19 protein-coding genes and 4 pseudogenes are annotated in these 24,176 nt (G+C 57.8%); 12 read left to right on the top strand and 11 right to left on the bottom strand.

The genetic code is table 11. The annotated features are described in order from the left end of the window. Nucleotides 1–23 precede the first annotated feature (23 nt). Nucleotides 24–881 (bottom strand): SDR family oxidoreductase, encoded by an 858-nt coding sequence (locus REH34_RS16160; RefSeq protein WP_311968442.1) that lies wholly within the window; start codon nucleotides 879–881, stop codon nucleotides 24–26. A 189-nt stretch (nucleotides 882–1,070) separates the two neighbouring features. On the opposite strand from REH34_RS16160, the gene exbB reads away from it, so the two are divergent. The 6 genes from exbB (at nucleotide 1,071) to REH34_RS16130 (ending at nucleotide 7,927) form a co-directional block, all read left to right on the top strand. Beyond that, a complete protein-coding gene (gene exbB, locus REH34_RS16155) occupies nucleotides 1,071–2,045 on the top strand; it encodes a tonB-system energizer ExbB (RefSeq protein ID WP_311968441.1) in 975 nt (324 codons plus the stop codon). A 3-nt stretch (nucleotides 2,046–2,048) separates the two neighbouring features. Next, the gene (gene exbD, locus REH34_RS16150; protein ID WP_226503961.1) at nucleotides 2,049–2,474 is read left to right on the top strand and encodes a TonB system transport protein ExbD; all 426 of its coding nucleotides are present in this window, start codon (nucleotides 2,049–2,051) and stop codon (nucleotides 2,472–2,474) included. Then, nucleotides 2,471–3,217, top strand: a complete 747-nt coding sequence (locus REH34_RS16145; RefSeq protein ID WP_311968440.1) for an energy transducer TonB — start codon at nucleotides 2,471–2,473, stop codon at nucleotides 3,215–3,217. The genes exbD and REH34_RS16145 overlap by 4 nt, the downstream gene beginning before the upstream one ends. A gap of 93 nt (nucleotides 3,218–3,310) precedes the next feature. Beyond that, on the top strand, nucleotides 3,311–4,246 hold the full coding sequence (locus REH34_RS16140) for a hydrogen peroxide-inducible genes activator (RefSeq protein ID WP_226503959.1): 936 nt from the start codon (nucleotides 3,311–3,313) through the stop codon (nucleotides 4,244–4,246). A gap of 72 nt (nucleotides 4,247–4,318) precedes the next feature. Beyond that, on the top strand, nucleotides 4,319–6,409 hold the full coding sequence (gene recG / locus REH34_RS16135; RefSeq protein WP_311968439.1) for an ATP-dependent DNA helicase RecG: 2,091 nt from the start codon (nucleotides 4,319–4,321) through the stop codon (nucleotides 6,407–6,409). A 120-nt stretch (nucleotides 6,410–6,529) separates the two neighbouring features. Next, complete coding sequence (locus REH34_RS16130) at nucleotides 6,530–7,927, top strand: aminoacyl-tRNA deacylase and HDOD domain-containing protein (protein WP_226503957.1); 1,398 nt, start codon at nucleotides 6,530–6,532, stop codon at nucleotides 7,925–7,927. Between the two features lie 128 nt (nucleotides 7,928–8,055). On the opposite strand, the gene REH34_RS16125 is transcribed toward REH34_RS16130, so the two are convergent. The 10 genes and pseudogenes from REH34_RS16125 to REH34_RS16080 all read right to left on the bottom strand — a co-directional run. Further along, the gene (locus REH34_RS16125; protein WP_311968438.1) at nucleotides 8,056–8,433 is read right to left on the bottom strand and encodes an SCP2 sterol-binding domain-containing protein; all 378 of its coding nucleotides are present in this window, start codon (nucleotides 8,431–8,433) and stop codon (nucleotides 8,056–8,058) included. A 62-nt stretch (nucleotides 8,434–8,495) separates the two neighbouring features. Further along, the gene (locus REH34_RS16120) at nucleotides 8,496–8,771 is read right to left on the bottom strand and encodes a DUF6966 domain-containing protein (RefSeq protein WP_311968437.1); all 276 of its coding nucleotides are present in this window, start codon (nucleotides 8,769–8,771) and stop codon (nucleotides 8,496–8,498) included. Then, nucleotides 8,768–9,436, bottom strand: a complete 669-nt coding sequence (locus tag REH34_RS16115) for a hypothetical protein (RefSeq protein ID WP_409373145.1) — start codon at nucleotides 9,434–9,436, stop codon at nucleotides 8,768–8,770. The genes REH34_RS16120 and REH34_RS16115 overlap by 4 nt, the downstream gene beginning before the upstream one ends. Before the next feature lie 63 nt (nucleotides 9,437–9,499). Continuing rightward, on the bottom strand, nucleotides 9,500–9,895 hold the full coding sequence (locus tag REH34_RS16110) for a hypothetical protein (RefSeq protein ID WP_311968436.1): 396 nt from the start codon (nucleotides 9,893–9,895) through the stop codon (nucleotides 9,500–9,502). 353 nt (nucleotides 9,896–10,248) lie between these two features. Then, nucleotides 10,249–10,914: pseudogene (locus REH34_RS16105) on the bottom strand (RHS repeat domain-containing protein); the annotation flags it as partial. 46 nt (nucleotides 10,915–10,960) lie between these two features. Further along, nucleotides 10,961–12,070, bottom strand: coding sequence for an ADP-ribosylarginine hydrolase Tri1 (gene tri1 / locus REH34_RS16100; RefSeq protein WP_311968435.1), 1,110 nt, complete (start codon nucleotides 12,068–12,070; stop codon nucleotides 10,961–10,963). Then, nucleotides 12,067–12,261, bottom strand: coding sequence for a hypothetical protein (locus REH34_RS16095; RefSeq protein WP_311968434.1), 195 nt, complete (start codon nucleotides 12,259–12,261; stop codon nucleotides 12,067–12,069). Before REH34_RS16095 ends, tri1 begins: the two co-directional genes overlap by 4 nt. An 8-nt stretch (nucleotides 12,262–12,269) precedes the next feature. Further along, nucleotides 12,270–12,785 (bottom strand): annotated as a pseudogene (locus REH34_RS16090) (DUF6861 domain-containing protein); the annotation flags it as partial. Nucleotides 12,786–13,255: 470 nt separating this feature from the next. After that, a pseudogene (locus REH34_RS16085) lies at nucleotides 13,256–14,269 on the bottom strand (RHS repeat domain-containing protein); the annotation flags it as partial. Continuing rightward, a pseudogene (locus tag REH34_RS16080) lies at nucleotides 14,251–14,507 on the bottom strand (ADP-ribosylglycohydrolase family protein); the annotation flags it as partial. The pseudogenes REH34_RS16085 and REH34_RS16080, both read right to left, overlap by 19 nt. Before the next feature lie 414 nt (nucleotides 14,508–14,921). On the opposite strand from REH34_RS16080, the gene REH34_RS16075 reads away from it, so the two are divergent. From REH34_RS16075 to REH34_RS16050, 6 genes are all read left to right on the top strand, one after another. Beyond that, a complete protein-coding gene (locus REH34_RS16075; RefSeq protein WP_311968433.1) occupies nucleotides 14,922–15,440 on the top strand; it encodes an Hcp family type VI secretion system effector in 519 nt (172 codons plus the stop codon). Nucleotides 15,441–15,545: 105 nt separating this feature from the next. Then, nucleotides 15,546–17,606: a type VI secretion system tip protein VgrG gene (locus tag REH34_RS16070; protein ID WP_311968432.1), complete on the top strand. Its 2,061-nt coding sequence runs from the start codon at nucleotides 15,546–15,548 to the stop codon at nucleotides 17,604–17,606. Continuing rightward, the gene (locus REH34_RS16065) at nucleotides 17,597–18,448 is read left to right on the top strand and encodes a DUF4123 domain-containing protein (protein WP_311968431.1); all 852 of its coding nucleotides are present in this window, start codon (nucleotides 17,597–17,599) and stop codon (nucleotides 18,446–18,448) included. The genes REH34_RS16070 and REH34_RS16065 overlap by 10 nt, the downstream gene beginning before the upstream one ends. A gap of 33 nt (nucleotides 18,449–18,481) precedes the next feature. After that, nucleotides 18,482–21,808 (top strand): peptidoglycan-binding protein LysM, encoded by a 3,327-nt coding sequence (locus tag REH34_RS16060; RefSeq protein ID WP_311968430.1) that lies wholly within the window; start codon nucleotides 18,482–18,484, stop codon nucleotides 21,806–21,808. A gap of 16 nt (nucleotides 21,809–21,824) precedes the next feature. Then, on the top strand, nucleotides 21,825–22,799 hold the full coding sequence (locus REH34_RS16055; RefSeq protein ID WP_311968429.1) for a sel1 repeat family protein: 975 nt from the start codon (nucleotides 21,825–21,827) through the stop codon (nucleotides 22,797–22,799). Nucleotides 22,800–23,368: 569 nt separating this feature from the next. Continuing rightward, nucleotides 23,369–24,139: a hypothetical protein gene (locus REH34_RS16050; RefSeq protein ID WP_311968428.1), complete on the top strand. Its 771-nt coding sequence runs from the start codon at nucleotides 23,369–23,371 to the stop codon at nucleotides 24,137–24,139. Nucleotides 24,140–24,176: the final 37 nt, after the last annotated feature.

The raw sequence follows: 24,176 nt of genomic DNA, 5'->3' as shown, positions 1-24,176 counted from the left end.
AGCGAGGGGGCGAGCCCCCTTGGCTACAGAGCTTCTGTGATGATCGCCGCATAGCCTTCGCGGTAGCTGGGATAACGCGGCACCCAGCCCAACTGCCGCGCCAGAGCGTTGCTGCAGCGCTTGCTGCCAGTGCGGCGGACCTGGGCTTCGGCTTGCCAATCGGTCACGCCCAGATACTCGCGCAACCAGGCGACCACCTCGGCCAGCGGCGCCGGCGCGTCGTCCACACCTATGTAGACATTGGCCAAGGCCTTACCCGCCGCGTCACTGCCTAGCAGAAACGCCAGCAAGCCCGCAGCGTCATCACTGTGAATGCGGTTGCCATACAAGGGTGGATCCTCGGCCACGCAGTAACCCTCGCGCACCTGGGTCAGCAAACGCTCGCGGCCGGGGCCGTAGATACCGGTCAAGCGCACCACTGTCGCCGGCAAGCCGCTGTGCAGCAGGGTGTTCTCGGCCTCGACCATGATCCTGCCGGAAAACCCACTGGGCTCCACCGCCGAGGTCTCATCGACCCATTTCCCTGCCAACTGGCCGTAGACACTGCTGCTGGACACGAAAAACACTCGTCGTGGCCGCTGCCCGTGCTGCTGCAACCACCCGAGTACGTGCTTGAGGCCTTGTACATAAGCCGCCTGATAACCGGCCTCGTCATGGGTCGACGCTGCCAGGCAATACACCAGGTAGTCCAACGGACCCGTGGGCCAGGCGGCCGGACAGCGCTCATCGAACAAATCGGCCGCTATCGGCAACACGCCTTCGGGCAGCTTGCCGGGCGAGCGGCGCAGCCCGTGCACGGCCCAGCCCTGAGCGATCATCTGCCGGGCCAGGCGACTGCCGACGTCACCGCAACCGGCGATCAAAAGTGTGGGCGTGCTCATCTCAAAGGCTCCGTTTCAAAGCGCCAGACTAGCGCCGGCGGGCGTCTTGCAGCCAGCGCTGATTAAAAAAATACCTGTTTCGCTTTTGCTAACAAGAATTAATTGCAATAATACGCGTCCGTTTTGTCCTCGGCCTTGACTTCGGCCTCGCAGGGCATCCCCACATTCTTTCCATCAGGTCCTGCCAGCATGACTCGTACCGAACCTCTAGCATCGCCAACCAAGCTTCGCAGCCTGCCACGCGCATGGCGAGGTATCGCGGCCTTGTTGCTCGGCCTGGCGCTGATACCCAATGCCTTTGCTGAAGACCCGACCCACCCTGTCACCGCCCCGGCCGCCGTTTCCGCCGCGCCCGCTACGGCACCGGTAGACACTTCTGCCGCGCCAGCCGCCAGCGCCCCGGCCGCATCGCAAGTCGCCCCGGATGACGCACAAGCCCCTGCAGATACTTCGCTGGGCATGGCCCACGACCTGTCCCCCTGGGGCATGTTCCAGAACGCCGACATCGTCGTGAAGGTGGTCATGATCGGCCTTGCACTGGCCTCGATCATCACCTGGACCATCTGGATCGCCAAGGGCTGCGAGCTGGTAGGCGCTAAGCGTCGCCTCAAAGGCGAGATCGCCGCGCTCAAGCGCGCCGGTACTCTCAAGGATGCCGCCGAGACTGCTGCCCAGAAAGGCACCCTGGCCAACCTGCTGGTGCATGACGCGCTCGAAGAAATGCACCTGTCGGCCAATACCCGCGAAAAAGAAGGCATCAAGGAGCGCGTGTCGTTCCGCCTCGAGCGCCTGGTCGCGGCCTGCGGTCGCAACATGAGCATGGGCACTGGCGTACTGGCCACCATTGGCTCCACCGCCCCCTTCGTCGGCCTGTTCGGTACCGTGTGGGGCATCATGAACAGCTTCATCGGCATCGCCAGAACCCAGACCACCAACCTCGCCGTGGTCGCCCCCGGCATCGCCGAAGCGCTGCTGGCCACGGCCCTGGGCCTGGTCGCGGCCATCCCTGCGGTGGTCATCTACAACGTTTTCGCCCGCTCCATCGCCGGCTACAAGGCACAGGTCTCCGACGCTTCCGCCCAGGTCCTGCTGCTGGTCAGCCGCGACCTCGACCGTCAGCCAGGCGAGCGTGCCGCTCAGCCACAAATGGTCAAGGTGGGGTAATCCGTGGGCCTGCATCTGAACGAAGGCGGCGACGATCTCGCCGAGAATCACGAAATCAACGTCACGCCGTTCATCGACGTCATGCTGGTGCTGCTGATCGTGTTCATGATCGCTGCACCGCTGGCGACGGTAGACATCAAGGTCGACCTGCCCGCCTCCACCGCCAAGCCAGTGCCCCGACCCGAGAAGCCAGTGTTCCTCAGCGTGAAGATGGACAAGAGCCTGTACGTGGGCGATGACAAGGTCGACGCAGCCCAACTCGGGCAGTACCTGGACAACAAGACCAAGGGCAAGAAAGACACCACCATCTTCTTCCAGGCCGACAAGGGCGTGGACTACGGTGAGCTGATGGACGTCATGAATTCCCTGCGCGCCGCCGGTTATCTGAAGGTCGGCCTGGTCGGACTTGAGACGGCGCCGAAGAAATGATCACCACGCGCCAACGAATGACGCGTTACGGTGGCAGCCTGGCGGTCGTGCTGGGGATCCACGCCCTGGCGATCGTCATCGCCCTCAAGTGGCCCGCGCCCAAGCCCATCGAGTTGCCTCCCCAGGCGATGATGGTCGAGATCGCGCCGCTCCCTGAGCCGGCACCTCCGCCGCCACCCAAGGTCATCACGCCGCCAACGCCACCAGAACCCGTGGAAGAGGTGCCGCTGCCCAAGGTTGCAGAAGCGCCGAAGCCAGAAATCGCTATTCCCAAGCCGCCACCCAAGCCGAAACCCAAGCCCAAGCCGCTGCCGCCCAAGCCTGAGAAGAAGCCTGAGCCGCCGAAGGAGCAGCCGCCAGCGGAAAAAACCGTGGACACCGCACCGGCCAAGGAGTCTGCGCCCAAGGCGGAAAAGTCCGAGCCAACGATGCCGTCCAACAGCAACGCGCTGCCAAGCTGGCAGGGTGACCTGCTGCGCCATCTGGCCAAGTTCAAGAAATACCCTGAAGATGCTCGTCGTCGTGGTACTCAGGGGGTAGTCAAGCTGCGCTTCACTGTGGACGCCGAAGGCAAAGTGCTGTCCTATGCCATCGCGGGTGAATCTGGCAGTGCCTCGCTGGATCGCGCCACCCTCGACATGATCCGCCGCGCGCAGCCGTTGCCGGTTCCGCCGAAGGAGCTGCTCAACAACGGCAGCCTGGAAGTGGTCGCGCCTTTCGTTTATTCCCTGGATAAACGCTGAAATAATCGCTTCTGTGTTACAGAAGCGATCTTGATAACGTGCGTCTATCGATCGCAGCCGCTATGCTGGGGCGGCTATTACAGGACGCACGTTATGACCCTTACAGAATTGCGCTACATCGTCACTCTCGCCCAAGAGCAACACTTCGGTCACGCGGCCGAGCGTTGCCACGTCAGCCAGCCGACCTTGTCGGTGGGAGTGAAGAAACTCGAGGATGAACTCGGTGTGCTGATCTTCGAGCGCAGCAAGAGCGCGGTGCGCCTGACGCCGGTCGGCGAGGGCATCGTCGCCCAGGCGCAGAAGGTCCTCGAACAGGCCCAGGGCATCCGCGAACTGGCCCAGGCCGGCAAGAACCAGCTCACCGCACCGCTCAAGGTCGGCGCCATCTATACCGTCGGCCCCTACCTGTTCCCGCACCTGATCCCGCAACTGCATCGTGTCGCACCGCAGATGCCGCTGTATATCGAAGAGAACTTCACCCATGTGCTGCGCGACAAACTGCGCAACGGTGAACTCGACGCGATCATCATCGCCCTGCCGTTCAACGAAGCCGACGTGCTGACCCTGCCGCTCTACGATGAGCCGTTCTACGTGCTGATGCCGAGCGACCACCCGTGGACGCGCAAGGAAACCATCGACGCCGGCCTGCTCAACGACAAGAGCCTGCTGCTGCTCGGCGAAGGTCATTGCTTCCGCGACCAGGTGCTCGAAGCGTGCCCGACGCTGGCCAAAGGCTCGGATGCTGCGCGCCACACCACCGTGGAATCCAGCTCGCTGGAAACCATCCGCCACATGGTCGCCTCGGGCCTGGGCGTGTCGGTGCTGCCGCTGTCGGCTGTCGATAGCCATCACTACCAGCCCGGCGTGATCGAAGTGCGGCCGCTGACCCCACCGGCGGCCTTCCGCACGGTCGCCATTGCCTGGCGCGCCAGTTTCCCGCGGCCCAAGGCGATCGAGATCCTCGCGGACTCGGTGCGCCTGTGCTCGGTGGCCAAGCCCCTGGTGCCGACGGCCAAAGTCGCGTCATGAAGAGCTGGGTCATGAAAAGCCGGATCCTGAAAAGCCACTTTTTGAAAAGCCGCGCCCCCATGAGCAGCGCTCATGACTGAGCTGTCCAAGGTCTCGGTCACGGCGCTCAAGGGCGTCGGCGAGGCAATGGCTGAAAAGCTCGCCAAGGTCGGCCTCGAAAACCTGCAGGACGTGCTGTTTCACTTGCCCTTGCGCTATCAGGACCGCACCCGCGTGGTGCCCATTGGCGCCCTGCGTCCGGGCCAGGATGCGGTGATCGAAGGGGTGGTCAGCGGCGCCGACGTGTCCATGGGCAAGCGCCGCAGCCTGCTGGTGCGCCTGGGCGACGGTACCGGTTCGCTGAGCCTGCGCTTCTACCACTTCAGCAACGCGCAGAAAGAAGCGCTCAAGCGCGGCACCCATTTGCGCTGCTACGGCGAAGCCCGCCCCGGCGCCTCGGGCCTGGAAATCTACCATCCCGAATACCGCGCCCTGACCGGCGACGAGCAGATCCCGGTGGAGCAGAACCTCACGCCCATCTACCCGACCACCGAGGGCCTGACCCAGGCGCGCCTGCGTCAGCTTTCGCAGCAGGCGCTGAGCATGCTCGGGCCGCGCAGCCTGCCGGATTGGCTGCCCCAGGAGCTGGCGCGAGACTATCAACTGGCGCCGCTGGACGATGCCATCCGCTACCTGCATCATCCGCCGCCCGACGCCGACCTTGAAGAGCTCGCCCTGGGTCATCACTGGGCCCAGCATCGTCTGGCGTTTGAGGAACTGCTGACCCACCAACTGTCCCAGCAGCGCCTGCGCGAGAGCCTCAAGTCTCAGCGCGCGCCAGCCTTGCCGGTGGCCAGCCGCCTGCCGGCGCAGTACCTGGCCAACCTCGGCTTCACCCCCACCGGCGCCCAGCAGCGCGTCGGCAAAGAGATCGCCTACGACCTCAGCCAACCCGAGCCCATGCTGCGCTTGATCCAAGGCGATGTCGGCGCCGGCAAGACGGTAGTCGCCGCCCTGGCAGCACTGCAGGCACTCGAAGCCGGCTATCAGGTGGCCCTGATGGCCCCGACCGAGATCCTCGCCGAGCAGCACTTCGCCAACTTCCAGCGCTGGCTCGAGCCCCTCGGCATCGAAGTCGCCTGGCTGGCGGGCAAGCTCAAGGGCAAGCACCGCGTGCACGCGCTGGAGCGTATCGCGGCCGGCGCGCCCATGGTGGTCGGCACTCACGCGCTGTTCCAGCCCGAGGTGCAGTTCCATCGCCTGGCCCTGGTGGTCATCGACGAGCAACACCGCTTCGGCGTCCAGCAGCGCCTGGCACTGCGCGAGAAAGGCGTGAGTATCAACGGCATCGGCACAAAGCTCTGCCCGCACCAGTTGATCATGACCGCGACGCCGATCCCGCGCACGCTGGCCATGAGCGCCTACGCCGACCTCGACACCTCGATCCTCGACGAACTGCCGCCGGGCCGCACGCCAGTGAACACCGTGCTGGTGGTCGACACGCGGCGCATCGAAGTCATCGAACGGGTCCGCGCTGCCTGTGCCGAGGGGCGCCAGGCGTATTGGGTGTGCACCCTGATCGAAGAGTCCGAAGAACTCACCTGCCAGGCCGCCGAAACCACCTTCGAAGAACTCGGCAGCGCCCTCGGCGAGCTACGCGTGGGCCTGATTCACGGGCGCATGAAGCCCGCCGAAAAGGCCGCGATCATGGCCGAATTCAAGCAAGGCCACCTGCAATTGCTGGTCGCGACCACGGTGATCGAGGTCGGCGTCGACGTGCCCAACGCCAGCCTGATGATCATCGAAAACCCCGAACGCCTGGGCCTGGCGCAGTTGCACCAATTGCGCGGCCGCGTTGGTCGCGGCAGCGCGGCCAGCCACTGCGTATTGCTCTATCACCCACCGCTGTCGCAGATCGGCCGCGAACGCCTGGGTATCATGCGCGAGACCAACGATGGTTTCGTCATCGCCGAGAAAGACCTGCAGATCCGTGGACCGGGCGAGATGCTAGGTACGCGCCAGACCGGGCTGCTACAGTTCAAGGTGGCTGACCTGATGCGCGATGCCGACCTGTTGCCCGCCGTTCGCGATGCTGCGCAAGCCTTGATTGCACGCTGGCCTGAACATGTCACACCGCTGTTGGAGCGCTGGTTGCGCCACGGCCAGCAATACGGCCAGGTTTGATGCTCAAAGCTGACCGTTCGTCTGAAAAAAACGCGATGAAATTAGGCTTTAAGAACGAATCCCGCTTATTGTGCAAGCTGGATATACTGTCGCCATTGTAGGAATTCGGATACAGCACACATGACTGAAGTTGCATTGGACGTTCCCGCACCGATCGCCCCGCGTGTGATCCAGAACTTGCTCGACAAACAGGGTATCGCGTTCACCGAAGTGCATGACCATGTGGGGCTCGACCGCGCCCGCAAGGTGCAGGCTGTGTTGCTCGCCGATGCCGTCGGTGCACTGATGGTGCTGGTTCCGCAGAACCAGTTGATCGACCTCAATCGTCTCGAGGAAGTCACCGGCCGCAAGCTCACCGCGCTGCCACTGAGCAAACTCAAGCGCATGCTCAACGAACATGGCCTGAGCGTACTGCCTGGCCTGCCAACCCTGACCAGTTCGCCCTGCCTCTACGACGAGCGTCTGCTGCAGCCCGAGTCGCTGCTGATCAGTTCGGGCGAGACCGGCCTGCTGCTGGAAATCTCCAGCGAAGACTTCAAGAAGACCCTGGTCAAGGCCAGCTCCGGTAATTTCGGCGAGCCGGTGGTGACCATCGCCCGCAACCTGGATCGCCCTAACGACGACCCGGCAGAAATCACCAAGGCCGTGCAGAAGTTTACCGCGCGGCGCATCCAGCAGCGCCTCGAAGCGACCATCGAGATCCCGCCGCTGCCTGAAACCGCGCAAAAGATCATCAAGCTGCGGGTCGACCCCAACGCCACCATCGATGACATCACCGGCGTGGTCGAGACCGATCCGTCGCTGGCAGCACAGGTCGTCAGCTGGGCCGCTTCGCCCTACTACGCCTCGCCGGGCAAGATCCGTTCGGTGGAAGATGCCATCGTCCGCGTGCTGGGCTTCGACCTGGTGATCAACCTGGCGCTGGGCCTGGCCCTCGGCAAGACCCTGAGCCTGCCCAAGGACCATCCGCAACACGCCACACCATACTGGCAGCAGTCGATCTACACCGCCGCCGTGATTGAAGGCCTGACCCGTGCCATTCCTCGCGCCCAGCGCCCGGAAGCCGGCCTCACCTACCTGGCCGGCCTGCTGCACAACTTCGGTTACCTGCTGCTGGCCCATGTGTTTCCGCCGCACTTCTCGTTGATCTGCCGGCACCTGGAGGTCAACCCGCACCTGAGCCACAGCTACATCGAGCAACACCTGCTGGGCATCAGCCGCGAGCAGATCGGTGCCTGGCTGATGCGCTTCTGGGACCTGCCCGAGGAATTGGCCGCGGCCCTGCGCTTCCAGCAGGACCCGTCCTATGATGGCGAAAACGCGCTGTATCCGAACCTGGTATGCCTGTCGGTGCGCCTGCTGCGTAGCCGCGGCATCGGTAGTGATACTGACGACGGTATCCCGGACGAACTGCTCGAGCGAGTTGGCCTGAGCCGCGAAAAAGCCGAGGATGTGGTCAACAAGGTGATCGAAGCCGAAGCGCTGCTGCGCGAACTGGCTTCGCAGTTCAATAGCTGAGAGTTGCCTGGCGGGCCATGTGCTGCGAAGCAAATGGCCCCTTCGCGAGCAAGCTTTGCTCCCACAGGGGTGAGCCCTACACTGTGGGAGCAGGGCTTGCCCGCGAAGAGGCCTTCAAATCACCCGCGTTAAACCTTCCTCTTGCGCGGCATCAGATACTTCATCAACCCCTGAAACCACATCACCAACCCCGTGTTGCCAGTGATCTGGATGTGCTTGTCCTGAATTCCCTGCATGAACGCCAGTTGCTTGTTCTTCGCCTGCAGCGTGGCAAAGCCATACCCGGCATCCTTGAACACAATCGCAAACGCCGGTTCAGCCACCGTGCCGCTGCGGCTGCTGACGCGCTGGTTTTTGACGGTGAAATGCCGGGCGACCTTGGAGTCCGCCGTTTGTAGCTGGAAGGTCAGGTCCTTACCAGCCAGCTGCTGTTCGAACGCAGGATTCTTGCGGCTGGCACGCGCCATCAGCAGGCCAAGGGCCCAGAGGAGGAAGCGAAACTTCATGGGGGTACTCCGACTTAAAAGTGACTGGGCCGGAGTATATCGTCTTCGATAGCGGTTGGGGCTCACGCATTTACACAAAGCTCGTGTAGCCTGGAAAGCAACTGATCGAGCTCGTTATTCTCTTTTATCAATGGCTGTCCCTTGCGGTACAAAACGATGTCATTGATCGAACCCATGCCGCCATACAGCCTAATGATTCTCGAAATGCCATTGGGAGCATCGCGCGCCAGAAGCATTTGATAATCGTCGATCCGATCAGCCCATTCGTCTTTGCCGCCAAGGCGTAAAAGTACAGACACGCGAACCAGGATGGCTTCTATTTCCTTCAGGTTTTTCATTTCAGCGGACTTGCCCCCATCACTTCAACCCCTTCGATCATCCATGGTTTGACGACGACAATTTGCTCGGTCCCTCCGACATAGAAGCCACCTTGCGACCCGACTTCTCCGATATAGACCTCTGTACCGGCGGGGATTTTAACATCGAATGCCGTATCGATCGGCGACTTGCCCCCGCCGGGCCATTCGGGCAGAACAGCCTTGTCGATACGGGTTTGCAGAACCCCGGATTGCGCTTCTTGACCAAAGAACTGTCCGAGCGGCTGGTCTTCAACACCGGCGCGTCTCAATATCGTGTCCTTTTCCAGCACCACCCTGGTATAGCGGCCGCCAGCGAATGTTTCAGCCAACCGGTCATCAAGCGGCCCTGGCTCTATCGCCGAATAATTACCGGTGATATTGCCCAGTTTATGTTTGGCGACCTCCTCGATTTTCGGAGCCTGTACGGGCTTCTCTAGCGGTGGTTTTTCGGCCGCGGCCTTGAGACTAGATGGCGACAATGATTCACGCGCAGCGGACTTGGGACTGTCCAGCACGACTTGCGGGCTTGCGCTCAATGCAGGATGCGCCAGCAGCCGCTTTTCGTTCTGAGCCAGCCACGCGGCGAGTTTTTTGTTGGAGATCTCGGCCTGCAACTTGGCACTGCGCTGGGCAATGCTTTCCACACTGCCGACCACGATCAGATACTGCTAACCAATCAGGCGCGGATTTTCAGCACCTAAAACTAACTAATATTTTTTTACATGCCATACTCGAGTCGCAGCTTGAAATGATAGACCTTTAAACAAGTCTGCCATTTTGACAATCTCATCCCACAAATATATTTTCCTAGAGCTAAGTGCTATAGAAGCATCTTGGTTACAAATCTCAATAAAGTAATATCCTTTATCACTATCACCTTTATGTGTGCCATTTCCATTTCTAGCTGGCCGGAAAATCACTACACAATCGTCCATCAAGTATGTCTTGGCCTCAATTATCGACTCCAACCCAACCCATGGATTTTTTTTTGCCAATTCATATGATGCTGCTTCATCATGCACAACGGTATACCAAGTTTTTTTCCCGGGGGGAGCTATAAGATCAGGATCTTCACAGTCAGATAAAAGCATTATTTTTTTCATATTCAATAATCCAGGTGCATGTTAGATGAAATTCCATTCTTAATACTCCAGGCATTCACATGAGAACCAACCTCAAATTGAGGATGTCCTCGTGAGTCATCGCGCCAGCCTGCAGATTGGTCCCGCTTCTGCACACCTATGCGTCCCTTACTATCTCGCCAGCTGGGAGGCCCCACCCTGAAGTCTTTTTTCTGAATTATCTTAGCCCCATTACCTAAGTCACCAGCTATCTCCGACGCAGCACGCCTAGCAGCGCGTCTATTAGGCATCTTGTAACGATTCTCTCCCTCCTGTTTACCACCAAACTTGTGGATTATTTTCTCAGCACGTGATTTTGCCGCATCATTTTCAAAACAAGGTTTCCAACCAAGAGGATCTACCCAGCTTACGGGGTTAGGTCCATATTGATACAGATTAATCCCACCCAACAATCCAATCGGATCCGGCGAAACAAACCGCCCCACATCCGGATCATAAAACCGAAACGTGTTGTAGTGCAGCCCCGTTTCACGATCTAGGTACTGCCCCTGAAACCGCAGGTTCTGCTCTTCAACTTGGTACGGCTCGCGGATCTCCTTGAGGGTATTGCCCCAGACTTGGTATGTAGCCCGCCAAACGGTATGGCCATCGTCGTCAGTCAACTGCTCGGGCAGGCCGTTCAGGTCGTTATGGTAATAAAGAATCCGCGCCTCAGGGCCAACCCCATCGACCCGCGCCAAGGGATCATAGCTCCCCTCACCCGAGTAGACATACAAACTACTGCACCCGTGGCAATGCTCCTGCAGCAGCTTCAGGCCCTCCCAATCAAACCGCGTTTGCGCCGGAGCCGGCAATTGCAGTGGCTCGCGGGCATGCCGGCGCAAGCGACTGAGCAACCGCCCTGCCCGATCATATTCGCGGCGGGTATTGAGTTGCCCCTGCGTGAGCGTCACTTCACGGTGCAGGCGGTCGCGTTCGAAGTCGCTGATCACCCGGCCATCGAGATTGAGTTGGTGCAGGTGCCCGCTGCCGTAGTACATGCTTCACCGGTATACATCACCTGTTAGGCAGAAGAACGTGCCCACGCTATCCGTAAATAACGCCATCGCGCTCGTAATGAACAGGCCCACGCTCGAACAGCTGCTGCGCTAGGCTTTGGATATGCTCTGACCACGCCACATCCCGCACCCACTCAGGCGGTATCCCCGATACGCCATACAGCGCCCCGGCCATCTGCCCGGCCGTTGCCGCCACACTGTCGGCATCGTCGCCCAGATTCGCAGCCAGCAAAATAGCGTCTCTGAAATTGTCAGTGTTCCATACCGCCCATAATGCTGCTTCCAGCGTGTCGACCACATACCCCGAAGAACGGATCTGTTCACGGGTCTTTTGTTTGTACTCCCCCGCATTGATCAGCAAAGGACGCGGGAATAACGGGCGTACCTTCGGCGCCAAGGCCTCATCTTTATCTGCTCCGTTAAGGGCGAGATTCAACTGCGCACCGAACAGTTGGCAACAGCTCACGGCCTCCATCGCCCGATGCGTTGGACGGCTTTGGGCTGCACTTTGCTGCCAGGTCGCCGATAGCGAGTGCCGCCAGAAGAGCGCAGTGGGCGCCAAACGGATAATCGAACCGTTACCCGCCGTGGACGGGTGATCGTTGCCGTACCAGCCTAGGCCTTTTGCCAGAAAACCCTCAAGCGCTTCGCGAGTAGCGTTGCCAATGTCGAAGCAGCGCTGGTTATGACTGTTCTCGCCTTTCTGGTACCAGCGGCACAGGCGCTCGGCGAAGTCCTGATAGTCGAAGTCGTTCTTGGCCAAATACATATCGGCGAGGCACAGCGCCATGCTGGTGTCGTCGGTCCATTCCCCCGGCTGAAGCTTGAACGGCCCACCACCGACCATGTCGTCGACGTGCTCGCGGTCGCGCGGCAGAAACTCCAAGGTCGTGCCCACGGCATCGCCGATCGCCAGCCCCAGTAGACAGCCCTTGGCTCGGTCGAGCGCTTGCTCTTCGGTGAGGGTGCAGGCCCTGGAAGTGAGCCAGGCCGGCTTTACATTCGCTGGCTTGGGCGCATCGGGCGCCAAGGTGTAGTCCATGCGTTGACGCAACTGCGGCGACGGCGGTGGGAGCAGATCGGCATATCGCGCGATGTATTGATCGATGGCTTCGGTGGAGCTTCTTAAATCAATCATGGGATCTCTTTGATAGCGATGTGGGTCGTGGAACCTTGCTCGATACGGTTCAATACTTCGAATTGTACGCCTGGCGGATACAGCACTTCAGCTTCGGGAAACGCCGAAAGGAAGCTGATATCGCGGCCCGAAGTCCCAGTAACCTGCATCTGCACATCGCCCATGAATCCGGTTGCGGGTGAGGTACTCATAAACGCGCCATATTCGACAGGCAAGCGGGCAGGCCATCGTAGAAGTACTCGGCGATGGCCTTGAGCCCGAGGCCCATCAGAATCAGGTTGCCGATCTGCAAACCGATCCCGGCGCCCGCCGCAGCGCCCGGTACCGCGCCCACGCCGAAGGAGAATGCACCCGTAGCGCCACCGGCCGCTGTACCGACCGCCACGCTGGCGCCGAGGATCAAAGCGACTTCCTTCACCAGTTGCAACAGCACCGGGAGGATCTGGTCGATGTTGATTGATGCCCACTTTCGCCTGAGGTCCGACTCGATCAGCGGATAGGGGCGCGACATCGCCTGGCGTATGGCATCGATGCGGTAACCGCCCACGTAGCCGTAGGCCTGGCTGGCGCCCTCGCTGACTTGGCGGGATACTCCGATCCAGCCGTCCTGGGCGCTCTGCCAGGTGGACTTCACGCCGTGGTCGAGCTGGCGGAGCTTGAGGTCGAGGTTGCGCTCGACGTCGTCCCAGGAGGGGACGTTGTCTAGGAGGTCCATTTGGGTGGGGCTATCCTTGGTGTAAAACTATAGCCAGCGATTCGATCAAAAGAATCAGAAAAAATTGGCTAAACTGCAAAATTGTCTTGGCATAGACGCTGTATACGCCCTACGACGAAAACTTTAAGTCGCGCCCTATTCACTCAACCAAGTTGCTAGAAACGATATCCCTAAGCGTTTCAAAATACTCTCCACTCCACCTCGAGTACATCTCATCATCAAGATTTTTTATTTTGTATCGATCCGTACAGTCGAAATGAGAAGTAAAGCTCCTCAACACACATAAACAAATCCAATTTATAGCTTTCCTCTCTTCTAAGCTAATGCCCTGCAGAGCGACAATCAGTTGCATATCCTGCAGCAATTCTCGCATTAGTGACTCATTGAAAAGCCCATTCTCGAAAAGATTATAGCAAAACGTATCTTCTATATCGTTATCCGTATTGCTAAATATATTTTGAGTTGCATCCCTAGCATCCCGGGCCTTTACGATTTGCTGCCTTGGTGGTTTTTCGTTCATTTTTGCTACCATCCAGATTAAAAACGCCTTTAGAAACATCCGTTTTAGAGAACGCCTCAAAATGATCTTTGTGCATATTGTCCAAGTAGAAATAATCACCTTTCTTAAAGGCAACATCGCCAATTTTAATTTTATCAGTAAATCTGTAAATCTCAGCCCCTTGGAACTTCTTCCCAGTTCGTTCTGCAACCTGCCCAACAAGCGCCATGAAGCTAAAGCCCCATGGATCGATCCATGCCAACGGGTTAGGTGCATACTGGTAAGCATTAATCCCACCCAACAACCCAATCGGATCCGGCGAAACAAACCGCCCCACATCCGGATCATAAAACCGAAACGTGTTGTAGTGCAGCCCCGTTTCACGATCCAGGTACTGCCCCTGAAACCGTAGATTCTGCTCTTCAACATAGTACGGCTCGCGGAATTCTTCGAGGGTATTACCCCAAACCTGATAGTTAGCCCGCCAGACAATAAGTCCATCGTCTTCAGTCAACTGCTCGGGCAAGCCGTTCAGGTCGTTGTGGTAATAACGAATCCGCGCCTCAGGGCCAACCCCATCGACCCGTGCCAAGGGATCATAGCTACCTTCACTCGAGTAGACATACAAACTACTGCGTCCATGGCGATGCTCTTGCAGCAGCTTCAGGCCATCCCAATCAAACCGCGTTTCGCCCAGCAGAACACCATTGCCATCACGCTCGGCCTTGGCGATCCGCCGCCCCAGCGGATCATAAGTCATGCTCAAAACCGTTTCGCGATGCCCATCCCGGGTTCGAATCTCCTTGATCCGATGCTCGGCATCATAGGCAAACCGCTGCACCACCTGACTGCCTTTGCGCTTCTCGATCAAACGCCCAAAGCCGTCATAGCGATAACGCTTGTCCTGATAGGTCAGCAGCTTGTTATGCACCACCAGCCCCGCACCGGATGCGGGCCCGTCGAGCAAAGAAACTCTAGCGTGGTACCTACAGCATCGCCGACAGCAAGACCTAGTAAGCAGCCTTTGGCACGATCCAATGCTCGTTCCTCAGTCAGGGTCCAAGGCCTCGAGCAGATCCATGCTGGTCTTTCGTTTGACACCTTGGGGGCATCTGACCTCAGGGTGAAGTCCATCCGCTGTTGCAACGCTCGGGAGGTGGAATCAAGTCTGCATAGCGCTCAATATATTTATCAAGTGCCTCGGCTGTGCTGCCTAGATGAATCGCTAGATCTCCTGAAATAAAGGCGTCGTTGAGCCTTGCTCAATCCATTGACTGCCTCAAAGCTGACAGGCTATCTCGCATATCATTGGAATTTCATGCGATACGAACTGAGTAGCGGCTATGCGCCATGATGCGCAACTTCTTGCCACCCAAAATCCCGCAAAACACCCCTAATTCCTCTCCAGGGCACGTAGTCCGGGGCCTCCAGCCACATGGCAACTTCTTGCACAGTGGTGTGCAAGAAGTTGCGCACTTCTCAGAATAAATCGATTAAAAAATCACCAATAATTTCAATTTATCAGTTCAACCAATTGATTTTACTGGATAAAACAGAGTTGGCACGGCAATTGACTGCTAAAAGGTACCAGGACAAACCCGTCCGGGCCGATTTTCACCCTCTCAAGGAGAGCTTTCATGCCAACACCAGCGTATTTGTCGATCACCGGTACCAAGCAAGGCCTGATCACCGCCGGCACCTTTACCCAGGATTCCGTCGGGAACATCTACCAGGAAGGTCACGAAGACCAGATTCTGGTTGAAGCCTTCGACCACCAGGTCATCATCCCGCGTGACCCACAGTCCGGCCAACCGACCGGTCAGCGTGTGCACAAGCCACTGATGATCACCAAGGTTTTCGACAAATCGTCGCCACTGATTTTCAACGCCCTGACTTCCGGTGAGCGTTTGACCACCTGTGAAATCCAGTGGTACCGCACTTCGGCTGCCGGCACCCAGGAGCACTACTACACCATCAAGATCGAAGACGCGATCATCGTCGACGTGCAGTCGCATATGCCTAACTGCCAGGACCCGAACATGTCGCACTTCACTCACCTGGAAGACGTCTACTTCACCTACCGTAAAATCACTTGGACTCATGAGATCTCTGGTACTACCGGTTCGGATGACTGGCGTTCGCCCGTTGCCAGCTGAGTAAGGCTGCCAGCGTAAAAAACATCGGTCAGGCTCCCTGACCGATGTCGTTTCTAGCGCCGCCATGCGCGCCCCCCGCCACACCATTCAACAGAGGGACAGTGGATGTTCTCGCCGGCCAACCAGCCTCAATTCACCTTGACCATCGACGGCTGTGACCACGACCTGCAAGTCCTGGAATTCACGGGTCACGAAGGCCTGAACCAGCCCTACCTGTTCAAGATCGAACTGGTCTGCGAAGACGCTAGCATTGACTTCCAAAGCCTGCTGCACAAACCGGCCTTCCTTGCCTTTTCCACCACTGGAAGCGGCATCCACGGTTTGATCTATCGCGCCGCGCAAGGTGACGCTGGCAGACGGCTGACCCGCTACCACGTGACCCTGCGCCCGCAACTGGCGTACCTGCAGCACCGCGTCAATCAACGGATTTTCCAGCACCTGAGCGTGCCCAAGATTATCGCTGCGGTCCTCGAGGACCACGGCATCCAAAGCAATGCCTACACCTTCACCCTGCGCACACCCTGCCCTGATCGCGACTATTGCGTGCAGTACGACGAGACCGACCTGGCGTTCATCCAGCGCCTGTGTGAAGAAGAAGGCCTGCACTACCACTTCGAGCACAGCACTGATGGCCACCGCCTGGTGTTCGGTGACGACCAGACCGTCTTCCCCAAGATCGCCCCTGTGGCCTACCAGCAGGACACCGGCATGGTCGCTGATACCCCGGTGATCAAACGCTTCAACACGCGCCTCGAAGCGCGCACCAGCCGTATCACCCGACGGGACTACAACTTCGAATTGCCGCACCTGCTGATGGAAGCGTCCTACACGCCGCCCGCCAGTAACGACGCCGAGCCCGACCTCGAAGACTACGACTACCCCGGGCGCTTCATCGACCGCGACCGTGGCAAGCTCCTCGCCACCCGCGCCCTCGAGCGCCACCGCAGCGACTACCAGCTCGCCGAAGGCCGCAGCGACGTGGCGACCTTGGTCAGTGGGCACTTCCTGCCCCTGACCCAGCACACCCGCACCGCCTGGAACGACCTATGGCTGCTGACCGAAGTGCGTCACCACGGCAAGCAACCGCAAGTGTTGGAAGAGTCGGTGACCAGCGACACCACCGACCACAAGGACGACTTCCACCAGGGCTACCGCAACCAGTTTTTCGCCACCCCCTGGGACGTCCCCAGCCGCCCCGCCCTCAAGCATCCCAAGCCGCGCATCCTCGGCAGCCAGAGCGCGGTGGTCACCGGCCCGGCGGGCGAAGAGATCCACTGCGATGCCTACGGGCGGGTCAAGGTGCAGTTCTTCTGGGACCGCGAAGGCCAGGCCAACGACCAGACCAGCTGCTGGCTGCGCGTGTCCAATACCTGGGCCGGCGCCAAGTACGGCGGCATCGCCATTCCGCGGGTCGGCATGGAAGTGCTGGTAGGATTTTTCGAGGGCGACCCCGACCAGCCACTGGTCACCGGCTGCCTGTACCACACGGAAAACCAGGTGCCCTCGACGCTGCCGGCGAACAAGACGCGCAGCATTTTCAAGACCATGAGCAGCCCCGGCGGTGGCGGCTACAACGAGTTGCGCATCGAAGACAAAAAGGGCCAGGAGCAGATCTACCTGCACGCCCAGCGCGACTGGGACGAGAACATCGAACACAACCAGCGCATCCGCGTCGGCAATACCCGCCACGACCGCGTCGAGGCCGACAGTCACAGCGAATACCGCAAGGAAGAGCACCTCACCGTGACCCTCGACCGCAAGGTCGAAGCCCGCGCCAACGACCACCTGACCATCGCCCAGACCCAGCACCTGCAGATCGGCAACGGCCTGTTCGTCGAGGCGGGCCAGGAAATCCACCTCGGCAGCGGCCTCAAGGTAGTGTGCGAAGCGGGTAGCCAGATCACCCTCAGAGCGGCGGGCAGCTTCGTCAATATCAATGGCAGCGGCGTGTTGATGAGTGGTGCCACAGTGCTGATCAATCAGGGCGGCAGTGCGGGTGTAGGCACTCCTGCAGCACCGGCGTTGCCGGGGGTGATGAAGCTGGCGGCGACCGATACGGCGGGCACCGTGCCGCTGCCCAAGTCCGTCGCTAAATCCGGCATCACACCCCTGTGCGGCAAACAGAGCAACGGCAGCTGCAGCCGTAAGGATTGCCAATGCATGTAGATCTACTCGACCGCCTGCTCGAGCTCCCGGCGACAGCATTCAGCGCGATTGCGGCGGGCGAAACCCTGTGTTTCATCATCGACCGGCAGACCCATAGCGATGCCCTCTCGCAACTGTACGGCGTCGGCGAACCCATCGAGATCGAGCCGCTCTACTTCGGTACCGAATTCGCGTCGATGGATGACGGCCCCCTCTGGCTGCAAGCACGCTGGGGCGGCGAACTGGCCCGGTGTGCCGCTCGACTGTGCGAGAACCAGCTCGGCGGCATCGCCTTGCGTACCGCCCACCCGGCCAAGGCGCTGGCCCATGCACGCTGGCTGCTGCGCGCCAATGACGGCTCCGGCGGGCAGAGCCTGCTGAGCTACCACAAGCCCAGCCTGTGGGCCGCCCTGAGCCTCACCGATGGCGCTACACGAGACTCGCTGCTTGGGCCTTGGCTGAGCGTGTACAGCCCTGCCCCCAGCCATTTCTTCGACACTGCGCGCAGCTGGCTGAGTTGGCCCGGGAACCCCAACGCCCATTGCCTGTCACAGCACCCGGCTTTTACCCTGCCGGCACGGACCGCGCAGGATCAGCAGCGGCTGGATTGGCTGTATTGGCTGGATGAGTATTTTGCCGAATACGGCAGCCCGGAGCGGGCCCGGCTTCCCGGAATCATCGTCAACCTCGACCTGCTGGTGCAGGGCGAGATCTTCCAAAGCGACCACCTGCTCAAGCTCGCGACCTTGACCGCTGAAGCGCCGTTCGCGGCTCAGCCGCAGGCAATGGCGATATTGCAAACCACGGACTACGACTTCATCAAAGTGGATCGACTGCTGGAAATGGCAGGCACCACCGCTTGATGACACTGACGCAACGATATGAATGGAAGCACCATGGATACCGCTAAAGCCCCCGCTGCAGATACTACTGCTCCTGTCGCTAAGCCTGTGCTCAACCTTGGCCCAGGCAAAGACCTTGCACAATCGTGCTCGGTATCTTTCGAGCCAAAGGCACCGCCTTGCTCCCAGACATTCGAAACAGTGATCTACGCCACCGAGGAGCAGGAGTTCTGGTTTCTGAGCAAGACCGCTGCAGCGTCCATGACCGAAGCGATCTACACGCTCGAAAAGCAGATAGCGCCAAGCAAGTCTCATGAGGAACGGATCAAGGGACTCGATGACAGCGGGTTGCTGGAATACTTTCTAGAACCAAAGCTGAGCAATTTCCTTGAGGGCGAAGACAGAACTCGAATGGACGCAATCGAGGCCCAGGAACCGGATATTGCCTTGGCCCCCTCCATGGTGTTACGGAGCAAACGAGAGAAGGAACTGGCCGAAGCGAAAGCCAACCCTGCGCCTGCAGCAGCCCCCACCGACGTTCTCACGCAGCGCCTGAATCAGCTGAAACAAGCCAATGACGACCTGAGCACGGTGCGCGACAAGCTCGTCGACATGGGCAAGCTCCATGCCGAATGGCAGCTGCTCAAAAAAAAGGCCGTCGCCAAAGCGAAGACTCAAGGTTATACCTATGAAAATGGCAGCCTGTTCACCCCAGCGGCCATGGAAGCCCGTAAGCGTGTGCAAACTTATCTGGAGTTGCGCAAGCCTCTACTGACCGATAAAGGCGCAAAGGTCTACAGCACAGACGAGATTGCCAGGCTGCTCGCGGAAAACAAAAAACGCTACGAAGACCTGCGCAATTGCATGTCGACTTGTAACGCGGCCATGTCCACATACGGTGCATGGCGGGCTGAACAGGCTGGCAAGTTCAAATACGCAGACTATACGGATGCCATCATCAGAGTCGCGGAATATGGGATAGCCGTGCCGGAATATGCGCTGATGACTGCCGACATTTCCAGCGGTATCGAACAATTCAATGCCTACCTTGCCGCAGAAAAGGCTCAATTGGATGTCAATAAGAGACTGAGTGAAAAGTACAAGAGCTGGATCGATGCGAGCGGCCAGAACGCCAAGGCACCTGCGGGTCTGGTAGCGGCCGAACGCGCCGAGTGGGATCGGCTGCAGACGGTGAAAGAGGGCTTGAAGGAAAAAGCCCGGCAGAACGTTGATGCGGCGAGCATACGCCGCCACCTGCTGTGGGACCCCGAGCAATTCCAGCCTCAGCCGGTTGATCGGCTAGTCAAGGCAGGCTTTCCCCTCCGTGAAGTCAGTACGCTAGGGGCAAAGAAAAAACCACTGAGTTGGCTAAGTGTCCTGAACCTCAGAGATGCCGAAAAAATCATCAAACAAGACCTCACCAAAGCCGGCAAAAAAGTACCGGAGGCCTTCAAGACATTGCCAGGCAACGGTGACGGCGGCGCTAGCAAGGACAGCGCTCTAAGCGTGTTTGGTCAATGGCTCACCGCCCATGGCGCTTTGCGCATTGACGATCAGGCGGGTGAATGGTTCAGCCACGAAGGCTGGTTCGACATCGACAAGTTTTACTTATTTTTGAAGACCAAAGGCATCACCGTCACGCAGTTACAAAATAGCGCTGATCGACAAGAATGGGGGGAGCGACTCAAGCAGATGGTATTCAAGCAAAGCGTGCGCGGATCCCTGCGCCTCTTCGACAAGAGCCCCCAGGCGCAGTTTGTCCGTTGTCTGACCCCTCCCCAAGAAAACATCCACCATGAATTCAAGGGTGAGGGTCCGTCGTTCTCTGCCACTAAAGGCTTCGAGATGTCTGGCAGTGCCGCCCTGAGCTTTGATCTTGCCCGCGGCGAAGTCGAGCTCGTCAAGGTGGACCTGCCCGATCGCGCCAAGGCTACCGACCTCACAGTCAAATATTACATTGATGATCAAAACACGCCTCAAAGCATGAACCTGGGTCGCTTCTCCATGCACTTTGGTGTCCGCGCATGGGGCTATGCAGGCGCGTCACTGATGCTGGCAGGCAGTGTAGAAGTCACTCCTGGCAATACAAAATATGGTGCAACCCTCTCTCCCATCAAGCCAGCACAACGTCAAGACGCGGCTGCCAAGGAGGAGCGCGCCGCCTATGACGCCGAGCAGGAACGCAAGAAAGCAGCGGGTGATCAGACGCCCAGTGCACCGTTGGTTCACGAGTCGAAAGCCGCCACGGCGATTTCCAACAACACGTCCGACACTAAGCTCAAAGGCGAGGCAGCTAACGTCCAAATTGACCAAGGCGTCAAAGCAAGCTTCAACCTGTTTGCGGGTGTACAGGCGGGTATCGAATTGACCGGAGCCATGAACTGGGCGCCTCCGCGAGAACTCGCAGCCTTGCGCTCCGCGCCGACTGGCGGCATCAGCACTGCGGCTCAAGCCAAAAGCGATAGTCAATGGTTGACCTTGGCAAAACTCAGCGGCAGTCTCGGTGCGGCCTTCGGTGCTGGTATGAAGGCGGATGCACAGTTGTCGCTGGATCGGGGCAAATTCATATTAAATCTGAAAGCTTCCATCGTTCTCGGGCCTGGAGCAACGGGCAGCTTCAAGATGGAAGTCGGCTATGAAGCGGTAGTGGAAATCATCAACCTCTTCCGACGGGAGCTACACAAGAGCGAGGGCCAGCGGCTAACCTGGATCACTGATGACGCAGCGGATCAGGCATCCAAGCTGAACTTGTTGGGCGCTGCGGGAATGGACGTTGCCATGGTCTATATGATGGGCTTGGACGTCATAATGAACTTGTATGAGGCTTTGACGAGTTGGGGTCGAGGGGGAGCAATCGCACATACGATCATGACGTATGAAAATCAAGCTGAGCTGCAAGAGTGGTTTATTACCGCCACACCTGCTGCACTAGGGCCAATGCTTTTCACCTTGACGTCCGCACCGAAGTCATTCGACGTTACAAATTCTTCAGGCGGCAATAAAATTACTTACGATCAAGGCCACGCTTATTTGGTACAGCAGAACGCCATTGAGCGAATTTTAGGTTGGATCTACAACAATGCAAATGCCCAAGGAACGTCAAAACAAGCGCAGAGCCAATTTCTAGAAGCCTGCATGCGGATGAATAAATTTGGCGAAAAGCTAAAAGCTTCTGGAAAAGCATATTGCGAGAATCGATACACTTTAGACAGCTTCATGAGTGTCCCCATCCTCCGACACGAATCGGGGGGCGGCGATATGATGCGACAACGCTACACCAGGATGGCGAACGAACTCGGGGCACAAATGAACGGCAAATGTAAAGTCTATCCTACGTATAACCCGTTCAGTTCCGCACCACTCATCCTATATAGCGAATAAACAGGAGTTTGACCAAATGCAGAGTAAACGACTATATGCGTTAGCTATAATTTTAATGGCGTGGTGCTCAATCACGTTTGCCGGCCTAACCGGAGCAGAACAAAAATCAAAGAAAGCAGGAATAGAATTATATAATCAATACATGCCTGCCACTAACGAGCTTACTGTAGCTGCGCAAGCGGGTGACTCGGACGCCCAGTACTATCTAGCTGAAGAGTTGCGCCGCAAAAGCCAATACATTACTCCCGAATCTTTAGCTTGGTATGAAGCCTCTGCTGCGCAGGGCAACATCTACGCTATGATCAAGCTGGGCGATCGAGATTCAGATCTGTGTAAGGATATGCAGAATTGCCCACCCGCAAAAAAAACATCTCAAGAGTGGTTGATTGAAGCTAATCGCTTGGCAAAATCCCGGTCGGATAAGGGGGATGCGGAGGCCATGTATCTTATGTACCGATTGAGTGGTGATCGTGACTGGCTGCAGAAGTCAGCGGAGCATGGATTCGCTCAAGCTTCTTACCTGATGGGAATAGGAGACCGTCAGGGCGAAGGGTTTTTCCTCCTGCCCAGCAAAAGAGCTGCCTCCGTTGAAGCATGGATGAAAGCGTCTGCTGAAGGCCAATACCCTCAGGGAATGATGTCATACGCCGCAATCCTGGCTGAACGTGGCGATATCGATGGTTTCAATAAGTGGAAGGAGAAGGCGGCGGGGACAGGATACGCGTCTGCTGTATTTGACTTAGCCTGCGACTTGGGTCACGAGCCTGATAAGTATAGCGTCCCATTAGACTTGGTAAAATCGTATGGTTTGCTTTTGCTTATATCCGAACTCAAAGGCGGCGGCGATATCAAAGAGAACCTGGGTGAAGTGTTCCCCAAGGTAAAGGCCAAGATGACCTCTCAACAGATTGACGAAGGTTCAAAATTTGCCGAACACTGGAAAGACAGCCACCCACCTCTATCGTTCTTTCCAGACAAGCTTGATAGATAGCTAGGCGCCCATGACCTAATCAAACGAAATCATCAATCTGCCTAGTTTTCAAAAGCAAGAAAGGACGCCCCCCTTTATCGCTCTCCCCTGCAAATGGGACTACTAGGCACTAATGCGTAAATTTTTAAATCTGCCGCGGCCAAACATTTTCTCCCTCCTCTTATGGTGTCATAACCATCATGCGCTACTTCACTGCAATCTCATTATTATTACTTTCCAGTTATGCCCAAGCTGATTGCAAAGACCAACGGGTTCTCGGGCGAACAACTCCACCCCACAACGATCTTCGACACCGATCACGCCGTCTGTAAGATCAACCCGGCCAACCCCGCGCGGACACTAGCGGTTCATGGGGTTCTAGTTTTCGTAGGGAAGTCGACTGCGAGCAGGAGACTGGAGCGCGGCATCCATACTCGCGACCTACACGCCGGCATTTTCTCAACGATACGGAGTTGACTGCAAAGAGTATTTCCAAACTTGCAGGAGCTGAGGCATTGATACGCACATACTCTACGACCTGCCGCCGCAACGATGCCGCGTTTTACACCGCTCCCAAGGAAGGCCAAGACATGGCGAAAAGACGCCCCCGCGCACCACGCATCAGCCGTGCACAGCGCGAGGCGGTGGTGGACCTCATCAACCTGTTCCGGCGGGAGTTGCATAAGAATGAGGGGCAGCGGGTTACTTGGCTGTCGGAGGAAGCGGCGGATCTGGCGTCCAGGTTGAACTTGCTGGGGGCTGTCGGGTTGGATGTGGATATGATGTATTTCATGGGTGTTGATGCCGTTATGAGTTTGTATGAGGCGTTGACGAGTGGCGGGCGTGGGGGGGCTATTGCTCATAGCATTATGACATATGATAACCCAGCAGAGCTGAGACAGTGGTTTATAAATGCGACTCCTGCTGCTCTAGGGCCAATGCTGATGACGTTAATTAGAGAGCCTAACGCATTTCAAGCGATTAATGATTCAACTGGAGAAAAGATCACTTACGATCGAGGACAAGCGTATTTACTCCAGCAAACCGCAATTAGCAGGATAGTCAAATGGATTTATGATAGCTCAACTGAAAGCAACAGCTTATCAAATGCACAAATGCAATTCACTGATGCCTGCGCACGAATGAATAAATTTGGAGAAAGCCCGAAGACACCTGGGCAGTATTATTGTGAAAATAGATATGATCTCGACGTTTTTATGAGCGTACCGGTACTTCAACTAGAAAGAAAGGACGGAAACCTATACCGTAGCCAATACAAATCTGCAGCATCGAAACTTGGAGAGCAATACGAAGGGCATTGTAAAATAATACCTAGGGAAATTCTGAAAAAGACTTCCTGATTTGGCAGAATCCCCGGACACCAATCGCCGAGCTTTT

Source organism: Pseudomonas baltica (genome assembly GCF_031880315.1).
Classification (GTDB): domain Bacteria; phylum Pseudomonadota; class Gammaproteobacteria; order Pseudomonadales; family Pseudomonadaceae; genus Aquipseudomonas.
The sequence above is the reverse complement of the archived record's forward strand: the minus strand, read 5'-3'. Positions and strand labels throughout refer to the sequence as shown.